A 16131-nucleotide genomic window follows, 5' to 3' on the forward strand; every position below is an offset into this window, starting at 1 on the left:
CCTTAAAGCTGATTCAATTGTTATCAATATCCACATGCCGCGTTTCTTTAAGGCAGAACAGCCCCACGATCAGGCTCACCCCGGTCACCACCACCGGGTACCACAGGCCGTAGAAGATATCGCCGGTGTACACCACCAGCGCGAACGACACGGTCGGCAGGAACCCGCCAAACCATCCGTTACCGATGTGGTAGGGCAGGGACATCGAGGTGTAGCGGATGCGGGTCGGGAACAACTCCACCATCAACGCAGCCAGGGGGCCGTAGCACATGGCGGCAATCAGGATCAGCGCCACGATCAGCACCACCACCATGGTCTTGTTGACCTGGGCCACATCCGCCGACGACGGGTAGCCGGCCAGGGTCACGGCGCCGCGCAGGGCTTTTTCGTCAAACCCTTCGATACGCACGTCGCCCACGCTCACCTGCACCGGGCTGCCTGCGGGTGCCGCGGCGCTGCTGTAGGGCAGGCCCTGCTTGACCAGGAAGGTCTTGACCTTGTCGCAGGGGCTGTCGAATTTCGCCTTGCCCACCGGGTCGAACTGGAAGGTGCAGGTGGCCGGGTCGGCCAGCACGGTGATCGGGGCCTGGTTGCTGGCCTGGTCCATCGCCGGGTTGGTGTAGTGCGCCAGGCTCTTGAAGATCGGGAAGTACAGCGCGGTCGCCAGCAGCAGGCCGAGCATCAGCACCGGCTTGCGGCCCACCTTGTCCGACAGCCAGCCGAAGAAGATAAAGAACGGCGCGCCGATCACCACGCTGATGATCAACAGCATGTTGGCCAGGGCCGGGTCCATCTTCAGGAACTGGGTGAGGAAGAACAGCACATAGAACTGCGCCGCGTAGAAGGTCACCGCCTGGCCGCCGTTGATGCTGAACAGGGCGATCAGCACGATCTTGAGGTTTTCCCATTTTCCGAATGAATCGCGGATCGGCGACTTGCTGGCCTTGCCTTCCTCTTTCATTTTGAGGAACGCCGGCGACTCATGCAGGCTCATGCGGATCCAGGTGGAAATACCCAACAGCACGATGGAGAACAGGAACGGAATACGCCAGCCCCACACTTCGAACTGGTCACCGGTGAAGTAACGGCAGGCCAACACCACCAGCAGTGACAGCAGCAGGCCGAGGGTCGCAGTGGATTGAATCCAGCTGGTGTGGAAGCCGCGTTTGCCGGCGGGCGCATGTTCCGCCACGTAGGTCGCTGCGCCGCCGTATTCACCGCCCAGTGCCAGGCCTTGCAGCATGCGCAGCACAATCAGGATGATCGGCGCCGCAATGCCGATGCTCGCGTAAGTCGGCAACAGCCCGACACAGAAGGTCGCCACGCCCATCAAGATGATGGTGACGAGGAAGGTGTATTTGCGCCCGATCATGTCGCCCAGGCGGCCAAACACCAGCGCGCCGAACGGCCGCACCACAAAGCCGGCCGCAAAGGCCATCAAGGCAAAGATGAACGCCGTGGTGTCGTTGACCCCGGCAAAGAACTGCTTGCTGATCACCGCCGCGAGGGCGCCGTAGAGGAAAAAGTCATACCACTCGAACACCGTCCCCAGGGACGAGGCGAAGATGACCTTCTTTGAGTCGTTGCGGGTGATGACGGTGTTGACCGCCGAACCCAGGGGTTGAGCATGTTCTGACATCGGGTAGCCCTCACAGTGATTATTTATTGTTGTTCCACTGTCGGCGCCAACCTCAGCGCCGGTTTTCCTGTGTAGGAGCTGGCTTGCCAGCGATGGCGCTCTCAAGTCATCGATAAATCCTGAGATCGCTATCGCCGGCAAGCCGGGCTCCTACGTGTCATACGTGTGCGGTCATTTCTCTCTCGGGAGCAAGGTTCCTTGTGTTCGGTGAAAGGATCAGCTGCGCGGCCTTCTCCGCGATCATCAGCGTCGGTGAACAGGTATTGCCGGACGTGATGCGCGGCATGACAGAGGCATCGGCAATGCGCAAACCAGGCACGCCATGCACCCGCAGTTGCGCGTCCACCACCGCGTCTTTATCGCTGCCCATGCGGCAGGTGCCGACCGGATGGAAGATGGTCGTCCCGATGCGCGCGGCGGCTTCGTGCAGTTCTTCCTCGCTTTGCAGCGAATCCCCCGGCAGGTATTCCACCGGTTTGAACTGGCTCAGGGCCGGTGCGGCAACAATGCGGCGCGTCAGGCGGATCGCGTCGGCGGCCACCCGCAAGTCCTCCGGATGGCTCAGGTAATTGGGGCGGATCAGCGGTGCATCCGCTGGGTTGGCCGAGCGAATGTCGATGCGCCCGCGACTTTGCGGGCGCAAGTCGCAGACCGATGCGGTGAACGCCGGGAATGCATGCAGCGGTTCGCCGAAACGCTCAAGTGACAGCGGCTGCACGTGGTATTCGAGGTTGGCCGAGGTCTGTTCCGGACCCGAGCGGGCGAAGGCGCCGAGCTGGCTGGGCGCCATCGACAATGGGCCGCTACGGTCATACAGGTAGCGCAGGCCCATGCCCATCTTGCCCCATAGCGTGCCGGCGATCTGGTTGAGGGTGCGGGCGTTTTCCAGTTTGTAGATCAGCCGCAGTTGCAGGTGGTCCTGCAGGTTGCCACCAACGCCCGGCAGTTCATGCAGGACGTCGATGCCTAAGGGTTTGAGCACACTGGACGGACCGATTCCTGAACGCTGCAAGATGCCTGGCGACCCCACGGAGCCAGCGCACAGGACGATCTCCTTGCGGGCCTTCCAACTCAGCTGCTGGCCCTGCTGGCGCCCGATCACCTGGGAGGCACGGCCGTTTTCCAGCAGCACGCGGTCGACCTCCACTTCGGTCATCACCGTGAGGTTGGGGCGCTGGCGAACCGGCTTGAGAAACGCCTTGGCCGCATTCCAGCGTACGCCGGCTTTCTGGTTGACCTGGAAGTACCCGCAGCCTTCGTTGTCGCCCTGGTTGAAGTCATTGATGTTGGCAATACCACTTTGCGCCGCCGCATCACGGAAGGCATCGAGGATCGGCCAGTGCAGGCGCTGCTGTTCGACGCGCCATTCACCGCCATCGCTGTGGAATTCCGAGCCGCCAGCAAAATGGTTTTCGCTCTGCTTGAACAGCGGCAGCACGTCTTTCCAGGCCCAACCCGCATTGCCTTCTGCGGCCCAGCCGTCGTAATCCCGGGCCTGGCCGCGCATGTAGATCATGCCGTTGATGGAGGAGCAGCCGCCCAGCACCTTGCCCCGTGGGTAACTCAGCGCACGGCCTTGCAGGCCTTCCTGGGCTTCGGTCTTGAAACACCAGTCGGTGCGTGGGTTGCCGATGCAGAACAGGTAGCCGACGGGAATGTGGATCCAGGGGTAGTTGTCACGGCCGCCGGCTTCAAGCAGCAGCACGCGGTGAGCGGGGTTGGCGGACAGTCGATTGGCCAGCAGGCAGCCCGCGGGGCCGGCGCCTACGACGATGTAATCGTATTCAGCAGTTGCAATGGGCATCTGAGGCCTCGCTTGTTTTTCTTATTGGCTCCATCCTAGTTGTTAGTTTTCGTCTTAAAAATGTTAGTTTTTACCCAGCTGCTGTGCGTTTTTAAACAGCACCGCCGAGGCTCATGCAATGGAGGCGTCATGTTCGACTGGAACGACCTGCGGTATTTTCTGGAGCTGCAGCGCAGCGGCCGCTTGCTCACCGCCGCGCAACGTCTGAAAACCACGCACGCCACCGTGGCCCGGCATATCGAGGCGATCGAGAAAAGCCTCGGCACCGCGCTGTTCGTACAGCACGCGCAGGGCTACGAGTTGACGCCTGCCGGCGAAGCGCTGCTCAAGCACGCCGAAGCCATGGAAAACGTCGCGCTGCTGGCTGAAGACGAACTGACTCACTCCGCCGCGCCCTTGGGCAAGATCCGCCTCGGCGTGGCCGAAGGCTTGGGCGTGATGTTCCTGGCCAGTCGCATGGGTGGGCTATTTGATCGCTACCCTGGGCTGGAAGTGGAGTTGGTGGCGGTGCCGCGCTTTGTCAGCATTCTCAACCGCGAAGCGGAAATCAGCATCCACCTCGAACGCCCCAGCGTCGATCAACTGGTCACCCGCAAACTCACCGACTATCGCCTGGCCCTCTACGCCAGCCGCGCCTACCTGGACCGCAACCCACCCATCGAGAAACGCGAAGACCTTGCGGCACATGCGTGGATCGATTACGTGGACGACTTGCTGTTCAGCCAGGAACTCAAGTTCCTCAGCAGCTTCTGCCGCAACCCCAAGGTGGTGTTCCACAGCACTAGCGTGATTGCCCAGCACCAGGCCGCGCGCTCCGGGTTGGGGATTGCGGTGCTGCCATGCTTCATGGCGTCGGGCGATCCGGAGTTGGTGCCGTTGCTGCCGGGGGAGGGGATCCAGCGCAGTTACTGGATCAGTTCGCGCCGGGAGTTGCACAAGTCGGTGCGGCTGCGGGTGTTGTGGGATTACGTGGTGGAGTTGTGTGCGCGAGAGCAACGCTTGTTGCTTGGCGAGCCTATGTAGCAGCGAGCTTGCTCGCGAAGAACGTCAACGATAACGCAGCGTTCATGATTTAGCGCGGCGCTCCCAGGTTTCTTCGCGAGCAAGCTGGCTCCTACAAAATAGGGTTAGAGTTTCACCACCTGATGCACCTGCTCCGCGCAAGCCCGTGCATCCTCGATCATTTTCCCGAACGCCTTGCTGACAATCTCATCATGGCTCAACCAACGCACCTTCTGGCTCAGGCGATAGTGATAACGCAGCCCGCCATTCTCCTGCGAACCCTGCAGATCCAAGTCATACCACGGAGAACGCACCTGGCAACCCGGGATGGTTTTTTCCATCCGCCCGCCGCTCAGGGTGATGCTGTAGTCATGGGTTTGCGGGTTGCCCAGATCTAGCTCGGCCTGCTGCCCTTGGCGGCGGTAGTTGATAAAACCATCCCAACGACCCTTGAGCGATTCATCGCTATATACGTAGTCATTCGCCAGCTTTTCCAGCGCACGCTGATCATTCATTTTGGCCGTGACGGTGTAGCCGTCATGCACCACAAAGCCGGTGGCCGGGCGAGTGATCTGGCAGTCGCTGATCTCGTTGCCGAAGTTGGCGCAGATGTCCTGGTCGGTGGCGGTGCTGCCTTGCTGGCGGTCGGCGACACTCAGTTGCATCAGCGGCAGGCGGCTGAAGGTGATCGTGGCCTGGGTCGCGCCGTCGCCTTGTTTGTCGTAGTGCACCTGTTTGTCCAGGCGCAGGGTGGTTTCGGGGCGTTCCAGTGGGATATGTTCCTCGCGCACCTGACTCTGGGCGTCGTTGACCAGCACCCAGCGGTCCTGGATATCGGGCATGACCTGGCCGGGGGCGAACACCGGGTTGGTCGGGTCGAGCCACCACACCTGGCCGTCCACTTCGGCGCGCACGATGGCGTGGTTCGGCGCCTGGGTGCCGGGGATCAGTAGCGACTCGACCACATCGCCCCGGCTGACCCAGGCGGTTTCGGCCTTGATGCCACTGGTCTTGAGCAAGGCGGTCAGCAGGATTGCCAGGTCCTTGCAGTCGCCATAACCGTGCAGTTCGATTTCAGCGAGGTTAAAGGGCACGTAGCCGCGCTCTGTCGCACGCCAATCACCCAGGTAGCGATAGTGATCGTTGATGTGCTGCATCAATGCCGCGACCTGTTCGGCCGGCGCCAAACCGCGCACGGCAACCACGGCAGCAGCACTTTGCGATGGCAGGTTGGCCCCGAGGATCTGGTTGTAGCGCTGAGCGAACGCCCCGAAGTACGCCTGGCGCTCCAGAGCACTGCCCACCTCGATACGCGGGATGCGCAGCAACGCGGCGTTGGAGGCCTCGTTGATGTAGTTGAGGTAGGTCGGGGCCTTTTGCACCACGTCCAGGGTCTTGCCATTCTGCGACGGCGTTACGCTGAAACCCTCGAACAGTTCGCTGCGCCACTGTATCGGTCGCTCTGCGGTAAACCGCGCCTTGAATCGGTCGCGCCGCGCCGGGCTGGCGCCGAATTTGAGCACGTAGTGAAACTGGGTCATCAAGGGTTTGGCGGCGTGGTGCTCGCGTACGGTGTAGCGAATCTGCGTGCCGACGCGCAGGTTGGGGAAGGCCAGCGAGGTCTGTTTGTTGCGGCTGAAGCCCTGGTCCGGATTGGGCGCGGTGCGGGTGTCGATCTGCGTTGCATCCAGCGCCACTGGCTTGGCGCCGGGCTGGGTGGACTGCGCGCTGATCACTTCAAAGGTGTCGCCTTCGGAATAATCGAAGTCGATGCGCGAGAGCATTTCGCGGCCGCTCGGCTTGAGGATCGTATAGCGGTAGGTGGTGGTGCAGTCGGTACTGGCGTCGCGGTTGAAGTGGCAGTGCAACTCGGTGTCGCTGGCCAGTGGTGCTTCGGCCAGCGGTTGCAGTGCGGCAAACACGCCAGGAGCAACAAGCCCCAGGCTGATGGCAATCAGGGGGCGGTGAAACGAAAAACGGTACATGGGCGCCTCGGTGACACATTGAAACGGCTACCCAATGGGTAGCGAGAAGGCGCTGGATGATAATGGATCGCAACTGAGAAAGCCAGGATTGTTCGACAATTTATGTAGCTGAAAGGACCGTGCTAGAGCCTTTTCTTTGATTTGTGTCAGCTGTTTCGCAGTTCGAAGTCGGCACTGGCAAGCCTCTCGCCGTTGATCAACACATGGACGACATGCTTGCCGGGGTAATGCTTACGCGTAGTCAGCTCGCGGATATGTTGCTCACGTCGGATGCTGTGAAGTTCGCCAGCGCCGAGAGTAAACGCCTTGAGCTTGAAGACCTTTGCGGCACTGTGGCCGGCGCTTTTCAAGTAGTCGATGGCGTAGTCCACCACCAGTTTCTGTGGGGTAGTGGCGGTGGACTCCAGGCTGAACGACAGGTTGATGCGGTCGCCCAGGTTGATCACCGCCGGCGTGACCTGTAGATGGTGGATCTTCACCTCGGCCTTGGCGCCCGCACCCATGATCGTCAGCGCGCGGGTGTTGCCTTGCTTGATCAGGCTGCGCAGGGCGTGGCGGGCGATCCACGCGGTGTGCGGGTTATCCAGGTTCCAGCCTTCGATCAGGCTGAGCACCCATTCCGGGTGGTCCTTGGTGATGTCATTGAGGTGGTTGGCCACGGACTTGCGTACGTAGAGGCTGTTATCGGCCTTGAGGTTGTCGAGGATCGATGCGCACAGCTCGGGGTTGGCCTGCACTTCGGCCAGGCGGAATGACCAAGGCAGGCGCGGACGTGAACCTTCACTGGCCAGGCGGCGCACATGTTCGTTGTCATCCAGCGACCAGGCTTGCATCACGGCCAGCGTGCGCGGGAAGTCGTGCAGCAGAAAGTGACGGATGGCGAATTCAGCGGAACCGAAGGTGGTGAAATATTTAAGAGCAGCCATGGAGCGCTTGAAGTCGTGCAACCCGTAACTTGCCACGAAATGCGGCAGGAACAGGCTGACAAACGCACTGTTCAGGCGCGGCGCCAGGGCATGCAGCAGCATGAGGGTCTGCGGATAATCCAGCGGGATCACCGCGTGCAGGCTTTCGCTGACCCGCGCCATGCGCTGCATCACCGACAACTCGGCCAACCCGGCCTTGGCGTGCTTGAGGAAGCCCTTGGCGTCGAACGCCGGGTACACCGCTGTCATTTCATCGGCGATGTGTTGCAGGCGTTCGACGTTGAAGATTTCCTTGAGGGCCGGGGCGCTTTGGTCGGTCATCGGTGATTCCGGTGGCGGTTAGAGATAGTGGCGGTTAGAGAAACCAGCGGTATTCCCGCGCGTTGATCTCTTGCTGGAAGGCCAGGTGGTCCTGGCGTTTGTTTTCGCAGTACACGTCGACAAATTCGGCGCCCAGCTTATCGCGCAATACCGCTTGATGCTGCATGGCGCGCACGGCGTCGAGCATGTCCAGCGGGAAGTCGGTGCCGCTGTTGCGGTCCTCGTTTAGCGGGGCGATAGGTTCGCGCTTGGCTTCCAGGCCGTGCTCCAGGCCGACAAGGATCGCCGCCAGCACCAGGTACGGGTTGGCATCGGCGCTGGCCAGCCGGTGCTCGATGCGCAGGTTGCGTGGGTCGGACTCGGGAATGCGCACGCACGCGTCACGGTCTTCAAAGCCCCAACTGGCGCGGGTGGCGGCGGTGACCGTACCGCCCAGGCGGCGGAAGGCATTGTGGTTGGGCGAGAAGATCGGCATGCAATGGGGCAACAATTCCAGGCAGCCGGCCACGGCGTGGCGCAACGGTTGCTGTTGGTGCGCTGCCAGCAGGTTATTGCCCGCGCCGTCGTACAGGCTGACATGCACATGCATGCCGCTACCCGGGTATTGCAGGTACGGCTTGGCCATGAAGCTGGCGCGGTAACCGTGCTTGAGCGCCACGCCACGGGTGCTGCGGCAGAACAGGGCGGCCCAGTCGGCGGCGCGCAGGCCATCGTCGAGGTGGCCGAAGTTGATCTCGAACTGGCCGGGGCCGATCTCGGCAGTGATCACCGTGATATCGATGCCCTGGTCCTTGGCGGTTTGCGCCATGTCGTCGAGCACTTCGCCAAAGCGCGACAGCCGTTCGATATGCAGGTTGGGCTGGTCGTCGGGGTCATCGCTCAGTGGGTCGCGGGCGAATTGCGGCAGGCCGTTGTCGAGCTTTTTGTCGAACAGATAGAACTCCAGTTCAAACGCCACCACCGGGTGGATGCCCTTGTGTTGCAGACGCTCCAGCACCTTGGCCAGCACTTCGCGGGGTTCGAATTCGATGGGCGCTTCGGTGCCGTCCGAGGTGATCAGCATCTGGCCCAAGGGCTGCGACTCCCAGCTCACTGGCTTGAGCGTGCCAGGCACCAGGCGGCGGTTGGCATCCGGGTCGCCGTCGTTGAAGCAATAGTCGCCAATTTTGAACAACCCGCCCTGAGCCCCGAGCAGCACGGCGTTCTGCGGTAGCTTCAGCGGGCTGCCGGCGGCGACTTTTTCCAGCATCTCGACGGGGTAGCGTTTGCCGTAGAAGTGCCCGGGAATGTCCAGGGCGATCAGGTCGACATAACGCACGTCGGGGTGGTTCTGGCGAAAGGTCCGTACTTCGGCCAGTAACGTGGAGGCATGGCTTTTCACGGGTGCAGCTCCTAGTTGTAAACCCACAACACGCGGGCGGGCAGGTCGGTCAGGTTGGCATAGCGGCAATGGGCGAAGCTGGCCAGGTGGAAACTGTCGCCTGGGCCGAGGGTGACCGAGTCGGCCTCACCCTCGACCCACAAGGTCAACTCGCCTTCCAGCACAAAACCGGCTTGTTCGGCGCGATCACTCATGGTTTGTTCACCGCTGTTGGCGCCAGGCGCCAACAGGCTGTCGAGCATCGAAAAGGCGCCGTTCATGCTCGGAGAGACGAGGATGTCGGTGATGCCATTGGCGTAGTACACCGTGCGCCGTTCATTGGGACGGGTAATCCAGTCCACAGCCTTGGGCTTGGGCTGGCTGTAGAAATAGGTGGTGGGCACGTCGAGGGCGTGACTGATGGCAGTGAGATCGGCCACGGTCGGGCGGGACAGGCCACGTTCGACCTGGGACAGGAAACCCACCGAGCGCTCGATTTTTTGCGCGAGCTGGGCGAGGGTGAGCTTCTTGTGCTTACGCAGGTCGTGGATCAGCGCGGCGAGGGCGGCAAGTTCTTCTTGGGGTGTCATGAAATTTATTTCGATAAATTTCATGAAAAATTACATGTTTTATTTCACGAAGGCAATGAGATATCTGCCGCGGCTGAGTCCCCTGTGGCGAGGGAGTTTGCTCCCGCTGGGGCGCGAAGCGGCCCCAATTCCAACACCGTGTTCGTTCAGGCAGGTCGCGCTGACGTTTTTTGGGGCTGCTGCGCACCCCAGCGGGAGCAAGCTCCCTCGCCACAATGGGGGGTGAAACATGAGGAAATTGAACTGAGCAGAAAGATGGGCGGTGACTGCTAGCTTGAATTGATCGCTTATCCATTCACAGGAGCAGTGAGTTGCTGCAGAAGCCCAATTCTCATCTGTTGCGTCGTGGTCGCTATTCAGAAGCAGGCCGTGCCTATTTGGTGACCGTAGTGGTTTACCAACGCCAGCCAGTATTTACCGACTTTTATCTGGGGCGGTTATTGGTGGCAGAACTCAAACAGGCCCATGACCTCGGCAGGGTTGAATCCCTCGCATGGGTCATCATGCCGGATCATTTCCATTGGCTGTTTGAATTGCGGGATGCATCGTTGCCCCAGGTTATGCAGAGGGTGAAATCAAGGAGTACGCTGGCGATCAATCGTGCCTGTGGCACACAGGGTGCTTTTTGGCAGAGTGGGTACCATGACCGTGCAGCGCGTGCCGAAGAAGACCTTATTCCCATCGCACGCTACATCATCGGTAACCCCTTGCGGGCGGGTTTGGTGGAGCGCATAGGCGACTACCCACTCTGGGACGCCGCCTGGTTATGACGGCCCATCACCCTGTGGCGAGGGAGCTTGCTCCCGCTGGGGCGCGAAGCGGCCCCAACTCAAACACCGTGTTCGTACAGGCAGGTCGCGCTGACGTTTTTTGGGTCTGCTGCGCAGCCCAGCGGGAGCAAGCTCCCTCGCCACAGGTGGATTGAATGATCATGCGCGGCAGCGGTCCGAACCTGGGTACGCATCATTCATTGAAGGAGCACCCATGAAGTCCAAATCCCTGATCGCCTCGCTGCTGGTCGCCACCAGCCTGTCCACTGTCAGTTTTGTCGTGCAGGCCGGTGATACACCTCAGGAAACCGTGCAACCTTCCAACATCAACACCCGTGACCTGAAAGAAGGTGACCGCGCGCCCGATATTCTGATGCGCAAGGAGTCGGCGGTCAGCGACTGGAAAAAACGCGGCCTCAAGCAGCCTGAAGAAGACAGCCAGTGGGCGCGGGTGGGCGACAAGTTCGTGTTGCTCAAGACCACCAACGGCACCATTCTTGAGATCACCCCCGTGAAGAAATGACAGTGTTGGTGTGGATTGCCCTGGGTTAAGGTAACCGGCTATAGAGGCCGGGTTACCTTATAAAGATCGAGAGCAGGATGCTTGCCACAATAAGAAACTACCCCCGCACCGTTAATCTGTTGTTGTCTGCCACGTTGCTGCTCACGTTGGCCAAGGCAATCACGTTTCCGTATCTGGTCATTTACCTCAGCCATCGCTTCGCCCTCGATATCACCCAGGTCGGCCTGGTGATCGGCAGTTCGCTGATTGTCGGCTCGTTGCTCAGTGTGTACGGCGGCTTTCTCGTAGACCGCATCAATAGCTACCGGCTACTGCTGGCCTTGAGCATGCTGTTTGTGCTGGGTTTCATCGGCACGGTACTGGCGCAGACTATCTGGGCGTTCTACACCTGCCTGATCCTGATCAACCTGGCTTACGCGGTGATCGATATCGCCGTCAAAGCCGGCTTTGCCAGCCTGTTGCCCGAAGGTGCCCGCAGCGAAGTGTTTTCCATCAAGTACACCCTGACCAATATCGGCTATGCGATTGGGCCTTTTTTCGGGGCGATGATTGCCAAGCTGGATATCAGCTTGCCGTTTATTCTGTCTGCGCTCTTGGGTGTAGGGTTTTTCCTGCTGTACTGGCGCTGGGGCGACCGTAGCCTGGCCACCGTCGATGCCGCGCAAAAGCCGGTGCCGTTCCTGGCCGTCGGCCGGGTGCTTTTAAGCGATCATCGCCTGGTCTGCTTCACCCTCGGCGGCGTGCTCAGTGCCGTGGTGTTCGGCCAGTTCACCGCGTGGCTTTCGCAATACCTGGTAACGACCACCACCGCCGATTACACCTACACCGTGGTCAGCGCCGTGCTGACCACCAATGCGGTGCTGGTGATTGCTCTGCAATACGTGATCGGGCGGCGCATTTCGCACCGTTATCTGGGTCAATGGCTGATAGCAGGCCTGAGTATGTTCTTGCTGGGGATCATTGGTTTCGCGTTATCGACCAGCCTGTTGGCGTGGGTGCTGGCGATGGCGGTGTTCACGGTGGGGGAGATTATCGTGTTTCCGGCCGAGTACATGTTTATCGACCGGATTGCCCCGGACCACCTGCGCGGCATGTACTACGGGGCACAGAACCTGTCCAACCTGGGCGCCGCGTTGGGGCCGGTGTTATGTGGACTGGTGCTGGCCAGCCTGCCGGCCCACTACATGTTCTACATGCTGGGGGCGTTCATCGTGGGGGGCGGGGTGTTCTATTTCATTGGGGCGTCGTTGAAGGCAAGTCATCCAGTGTGAGCTTGCCCATGGTGTTGCTCTGCAGTTCGTAGCGCAGTTCTTCCACCATCTTTTCCACTTCTTGCGGGGTCTGCAGGCGGTTGGTGCTGATCCCTGTCACCACCAGATCCACACGGCCGGTTTCGGCGTCGTAGACCTTGAGGGTCAGGGACGCGTCCCGGCACAGGGTGAATTCGCATGTCAGCGGCGACAGGCCTTCTTCGATGCAATTTCGCAGTTGAGAGAGGGTAAACATGCGGGTTCCTTCAGGCATAAGTTCGATGCTTGAAGGTTATGGCGTGCCGCCCGCTGCAATAAGGCGAATTCGCACTAGGTGCACTAGTGCATTTGCACTTTCGCGGCCTATTTCTTGAGGCGCAATTCCCCGGCAAACAGCCCGCGTTCACGGGCCCAGACAATGGCCGCACTGCGGCTGTGCACCCCCAATTTCGAGTACACCGTGGCCACATGGTTACGTACGGTGTTGGGCGCTAGTTTCAGGCGTGAGGCGATCTCTTTGTCGGCCAGGCCTTCACAGATCAAACCCAGGACATCGCGTTCACGGGCGGTGAGGTCGGTGAAGGCAATATTCGGCTGGTGGGGGCTGTTGACGCTCTTGGCGTTGGCGAGTTTTTCGATCAGTGTCTGGCTGAACCAGGAAGCGTCCTGCATCACTTCCTCGATGGCCGCCACCAACTCCAGCTCGGAGCGTTTGCGTTCGGTGATGTTCATCATCACCAGCAGGTAACACGGCACGTCCTCAATGATCACGGTATCGGCGGACACCACACAGTCGATCACTTCGTTGCCTTTCTTGCGCACCTTGAGGTCCTGGCCGTCGAGGTTGCCGGCTTTTTCCAGGGTGGCAAACAACTGCGCGCCCGCCTGGGGACTGTCGATAAAGTCGATGTCTTCAATGGACTTGCCGATCAGCTCTTCGCTGATATAGCCGGTGATGCTCATGAACGCCTCGTTGATGTCCACCACCTGGCGGTTGCCGGCGCTGCACACCAGGGTCGGCACGGGCGTGAGGCGGAAGGATTTGGCGAAACGCTCCTCGCTCTGGCGCAGCGCAATTTCTGCCTTGCGCCGTGGCTCCAGGTCCATGAACGAAAACAACATGCAGTCCTCTTCGTTCATGTCCAACGGCTGGCCGGCCACGATCACCAATTTGCTGCCGCCCTCAGGCAGGCGCAGTTCAGCCTGCATCTGCGGGATGGTCGCCCCTTCGCCCAGGCGCTGGATGGCCAGGTCCTTGCGCTCGGCCTGTTCCAGCACGTCCAGTTCATAGACGGATTTACCGATGACCTGATCGCGGTTGTAGCCGGTCATTTCCAGGAAACCCTGGTTGACCTTGATGTAGCGCAAGTCACTCAGACGACAGATCACTGCGGGCGCCGGGTTGGCATTGAAGGTTTTTTCGAAGCGCTGTTCGGCGCTGGCCCATTCGGTGGCGTCACTGAGGATCAGTACCAGTAGTTCCGGTTCACCGTGGGAGTCACTGATTACCAGGCTGCGCAGGCGGTGGACCCAGGTTCTGTCGGCGTCGTCGGTGGGGGAAACTTCCACCACCACGTCACTGAACTCTTCGCCAGCGGCGACGCGGGCGAGGGGGTAGTTCTCCAACAGCACCGGGTGGTTGTTGCGATAGCGTAGGGCAAATCGTTTGGCGTAGGCCTGGGTATTGGCACCCAGTGCAGCGACGTCATCGATGCCGTGCATGTTCAGCGCAGCTTCGTTGGCCCAGAGGATGGTTTGGTCGACTTCCGCGAGGATGATGCCGTCGGATACCCCGGAGACAATCTGCTGCAGTTGGCGGCGGTTGGTTTCTTTGGCGAGGACATCCTGGGTCATGGTTTCTCCGGGTTTTAGGCGCGTGGAATTACGACACCGAGGCTTCAGGATAGTGCAGACCAATTGCCTGAGGTGGGGTGCAAATGCACTATGCAGCCAGGTGCATTTGCGCGGGGACGAGCGGTACTTGGCTCGCCAGACTAAGGCGGTCAATAACGCTAAAAGGATCAATCATGACCCCTGTCTATGAAACCAACCGTTCGCCGTTTCGCGTGTCCTGGAGTGCGGTACTGGCCGGGAGTGCAATTGCCCTGGTGAGTTACCTGGTGCTGAGCGTGTTGGGCACCGCCATCGGCGCCAGCGCCGTCAACCCCATGCAAGCGGGCAACCCCTTGAGTGGGTTCGGCACCGGCGCCGGGATCTGGCTGTTTGTCTCGACCCTGGTCGCTGTTGGCCTCGGCGCCTTTGTGGCCGGCCGCACGGCCCCTGATCGCGGCGGCCTGCACGGCGTACTGACCTGGACCCTCACCACGCTGCTCACCACCTGGCTGCTGGCGGGCTTGGCCGCCAGTGTCGTCGGCGCCGCCGGCAATGTGGTAGGTAAAGGCCTGTCGGCTGCCGGCAGCGGCATTGCCGCGGTAGCACCGGGCATTGGCGACAGTGTCAAGCAGCAGTTGAACGAGCAGGGCATCCAACTGGACTGGAACAGCCTGCAAGGCGAGCTGGACACCTTGCTCAAGCAAAGCGGCAAGCCTGAGCTGGACCCGGCCAACGTCGAACAGAAAACCGACCAGGCCGCTGCCGATGGCAAGCAGTCGGCGACCGTCGCAGCCAGCAACCCTGCCCAGGCTGGCGATGCGTTGAAGCAATGGTTCGAACGCGTCAAGGCTTCCGGTGAGCCCGCGCTGAATGCAGCGGACAAAGACGCATTGGTCAATATCGTTGCGGCCCGCACCGGCAAGAGTAAGGAAGAAGCCACCCAGATCGTCGACAACTATGCCCAGGCTTATCAACAAGCCATGCAGAAGGTCGATGAGCTGAAACAGCAGGCCGAGCAGAAAGCCCGTGAAGCCGGCGAAGTGGCGGCCCAACAGCTCTCCCGCGCGGCATGGAGCACCTTGGCGATGTTGCTGCTGGGCGCAGCGTTGAGCTTCCTGGTGGGGCGCATGGCCCTGACCACGCGTCGAGTGCCGTTGGCTTAACGAGGTTTGCAGCAGGGACGCTGCTTTTCACTGGCACCAAACATGCTAGTGTCAGCACTCCAACACCCACCGGCAGTGCCTGGCGATGCGTGATATCTACAGCGTCTTCAACTCCAACGGCGCCTATGAAACCGGGGCCCACGCCCATGACGAGTTCATGCTGATGGTGCCCGAACACGGTTTGCTGCGCTTCAAGGACGAAGACAGCGGGCGCACCACCTCGGTGATCGAACGCCAGTTCGTGCTGGTGCCGCCGCAGTGCAGCCATTCCTCATCGTCACTCACGGCCAGCCAGGGCCACCTGGCGTTCTACGTCGACCCTGACTACATGCGCTACGCCCTGCGTGACCTGTCCGGTGACGCCAACCGCCTGCTGCGCGTGCCCACCCTGGGCATCTGGCAAACCTCGGCGCCGCTGCACCATTTGCTGCTGGCGAAAAAGGCCTTCAGCCAACCCGACCCCTATGTCGACCGCCGTCGCCAATTGGCCCAGGCCGATCACTTGCTGCTGCTCGAATGCCTGGCGGTTTCCCTCAGCCAGCCGAGCCTGCAGCGCTCGTCCACGGAACGCCACGGCGCCATGCTGGTGCGCGATGTGAAGGCTTATGTGGAAGGCAACCTTGAGCATGCGCCGGGGCTGGATGAGATTGCGGCAGTGTTCCATATGTCGCGTCGGCACCTGACCCGCCTGTTTGCGTTGCACACCGGTGAGACGGTGTTGGCTTACGTGCAACGGCTGCGCCTGGAGCGGGCGCAGACCCTGCTGAGGCACACGCGCCTGTCGGTGCTGGAGATTGCCAACAACGTCGGTTATGAGTCGCCGTCGCACCTGGCCCATGTGTTCCGTCGGGTGTTGGGCATCTCCCCGGATGAGTGGCGCCGTAGTTGACACCAGCACAAACCACAATGCGAAGCGAGCCGTTGTTGATCGTGATCGTGATCGTGATTTTGATCTTAGGCGCCCC

General features: G+C 60.8%; 14 protein-coding genes. 6 read left to right on the top strand and 8 right to left on the bottom strand.

The window, feature by feature from the left end; genetic code table 11:
- Window positions 1-13 precede the first annotated feature (13 nt).
- Window positions 14-1639 (bottom strand): MFS transporter, encoded by a 1626-nt coding sequence (locus tag HX868_RS13220; RefSeq protein ID WP_246355523.1) that lies wholly within the window; start codon window positions 1637-1639, stop codon window positions 14-16.
- Between the two features lie 157 nt (window positions 1640-1796).
- Entirely contained in the window at window positions 1797-3443 is a 1647-nt protein-coding gene (locus HX868_RS13225; protein WP_177003154.1) for a GMC family oxidoreductase, read from the bottom strand.
- Between the two features lie 129 nt (window positions 3444-3572).
- Here HX868_RS13225 and HX868_RS13230 point away from each other — a divergent pair, with 129 nt between their 5' ends.
- Window positions 3573-4466, top strand: coding sequence for a LysR family transcriptional regulator (locus HX868_RS13230; RefSeq protein WP_177003155.1), 894 nt, complete (start codon window positions 3573-3575; stop codon window positions 4464-4466).
- 104 nt (window positions 4467-4570) lie between these two features.
- Here HX868_RS13230 and HX868_RS13235 read toward each other — a convergent pair whose 3' ends face one another.
- From HX868_RS13235 to HX868_RS13250, 4 genes are all read right to left on the bottom strand, one after another.
- Window positions 4571-6430 carry a DUF3857 domain-containing transglutaminase family protein gene (locus HX868_RS13235; protein WP_177003156.1) on the bottom strand — a complete coding sequence of 620 codons (1860 nt, stop codon included), beginning with the start codon at window positions 6428-6430 and terminating at the stop codon, window positions 4571-4573.
- A gap of 146 nt (window positions 6431-6576) precedes the next feature.
- Window positions 6577-7677: a DNA alkylation repair protein gene (locus HX868_RS13240; protein ID WP_177003157.1), complete on the bottom strand. Its 1101-nt coding sequence runs from the start codon at window positions 7675-7677 to the stop codon at window positions 6577-6579.
- Window positions 7678-7711: 34 nt separating this feature from the next.
- Complete coding sequence (locus HX868_RS13245; RefSeq protein WP_177003158.1) at window positions 7712-9058, bottom strand: type I glutamate--ammonia ligase; 1347 nt, start codon at window positions 9056-9058, stop codon at window positions 7712-7714.
- Between the two features lie 11 nt (window positions 9059-9069).
- Window positions 9070-9627: a helix-turn-helix domain-containing protein gene (locus HX868_RS13250; protein WP_095016870.1), complete on the bottom strand. Its 558-nt coding sequence runs from the start codon at window positions 9625-9627 to the stop codon at window positions 9070-9072.
- Window positions 9628-9938: 311 nt separating this feature from the next.
- Between HX868_RS13250 and HX868_RS13255 the strand changes: the two genes are divergently transcribed.
- The 3 genes from HX868_RS13255 to HX868_RS13265 all read left to right on the top strand — a co-directional run bounded on the left by HX868_RS13255 (window position 9939) and on the right by HX868_RS13265 (window position 12191).
- A complete protein-coding gene (locus HX868_RS13255) occupies window positions 9939-10397 on the top strand; it encodes an REP-associated tyrosine transposase (RefSeq protein WP_177003159.1) in 459 nt (152 codons plus the stop codon).
- A 214-nt stretch (window positions 10398-10611) separates the two neighbouring features.
- Entirely contained in the window at window positions 10612-10920 is a 309-nt protein-coding gene (locus HX868_RS13260) for an RcnB family protein (RefSeq protein ID WP_177003160.1), read from the top strand.
- 77 nt (window positions 10921-10997) lie between these two features.
- The gene (locus HX868_RS13265) at window positions 10998-12191 is read left to right on the top strand and encodes an MFS transporter (protein ID WP_177003161.1); all 1194 of its coding nucleotides are present in this window, start codon (window positions 10998-11000) and stop codon (window positions 12189-12191) included.
- Here HX868_RS13265 and HX868_RS13270 read toward each other — a convergent pair.
- Window positions 12154-12426, bottom strand: coding sequence for a DUF1652 domain-containing protein (locus tag HX868_RS13270; RefSeq protein WP_071489650.1), 273 nt, complete (start codon window positions 12424-12426; stop codon window positions 12154-12156). The genes HX868_RS13265 and HX868_RS13270 overlap by 38 nt on opposite strands.
- Window positions 12427-12533: 107 nt before the next feature.
- A complete protein-coding gene (locus HX868_RS13275; RefSeq protein ID WP_177003162.1) occupies window positions 12534-14024 on the bottom strand; it encodes a PAS domain S-box protein in 1491 nt (496 codons plus the stop codon).
- 173 nt (window positions 14025-14197) lie between these two features.
- Here HX868_RS13275 and HX868_RS13280 point away from each other — a divergent pair, with 173 nt between their 5' ends.
- Window positions 14198-15166: a hypothetical protein gene (locus HX868_RS13280; protein WP_177003163.1), complete on the top strand. Its 969-nt coding sequence runs from the start codon at window positions 14198-14200 to the stop codon at window positions 15164-15166.
- 85 nt (window positions 15167-15251) lie between these two features.
- Window positions 15252-16055 (top strand): AraC family transcriptional regulator, encoded by an 804-nt coding sequence (locus HX868_RS13285; protein WP_016976716.1) that lies wholly within the window; start codon window positions 15252-15254, stop codon window positions 16053-16055.
- Window positions 16056-16131 lie beyond the last annotated feature (76 nt).

It is taken from the genome of Pseudomonas reactans (assembly GCF_013385825.1).
GTDB lineage: Bacteria > Pseudomonadota > Gammaproteobacteria > Pseudomonadales > Pseudomonadaceae > Aquipseudomonas > Aquipseudomonas reactans.

What these genes read in the sequence shown, in the direction of transcription:
- HX868_RS13220 (WP_246355523.1), bottom strand. Translation starts at nt 1,639, where the DNA reads ATGTCAGAACATGCTCAACCCCTGGGTTCGGCGGTCAACACCGTCATC.
- HX868_RS13225 (WP_177003154.1), bottom strand. Translation starts at nt 3,443, where the DNA reads ATGCCCATTGCAACTGCTGAATACGATTACATCGTCGTAGGCGCCGGC.
- HX868_RS13230 (WP_177003155.1), top strand. Translation starts at nt 3,573, where the DNA reads ATGTTCGACTGGAACGACCTGCGGTATTTTCTGGAGCTGCAGCGCAGC.
- HX868_RS13235 (WP_177003156.1), bottom strand. Translation starts at nt 6,430, where the DNA reads ATGTACCGTTTTTCGTTTCACCGCCCCCTGATTGCCATCAGCCTGGGG.
- HX868_RS13240 (WP_177003157.1), bottom strand. Translation starts at nt 7,677, where the DNA reads ATGACCGACCAAAGCGCCCCGGCCCTCAAGGAAATCTTCAACGTCGAA.
- HX868_RS13250 (WP_095016870.1), bottom strand. Translation starts at nt 9,627, where the DNA reads ATGACACCCCAAGAAGAACTTGCCGCCCTCGCCGCGCTGATCCACGAC.
- HX868_RS13260 (WP_177003160.1), top strand. Translation starts at nt 10,612, where the DNA reads ATGAAGTCCAAATCCCTGATCGCCTCGCTGCTGGTCGCCACCAGCCTG.
- HX868_RS13265 (WP_177003161.1), top strand. Translation starts at nt 10,998, where the DNA reads ATGCTTGCCACAATAAGAAACTACCCCCGCACCGTTAATCTGTTGTTG.
- HX868_RS13270 (WP_071489650.1), bottom strand. Translation starts at nt 12,426, where the DNA reads ATGTTTACCCTCTCTCAACTGCGAAATTGCATCGAAGAAGGCCTGTCG.
- HX868_RS13275 (WP_177003162.1), bottom strand. Translation starts at nt 14,024, where the DNA reads ATGACCCAGGATGTCCTCGCCAAAGAAACCAACCGCCGCCAACTGCAG.
- HX868_RS13280 (WP_177003163.1), top strand. Translation starts at nt 14,198, where the DNA reads ATGACCCCTGTCTATGAAACCAACCGTTCGCCGTTTCGCGTGTCCTGG.
- HX868_RS13285 (WP_016976716.1), top strand. Translation starts at nt 15,252, where the DNA reads ATGCGTGATATCTACAGCGTCTTCAACTCCAACGGCGCCTATGAAACC.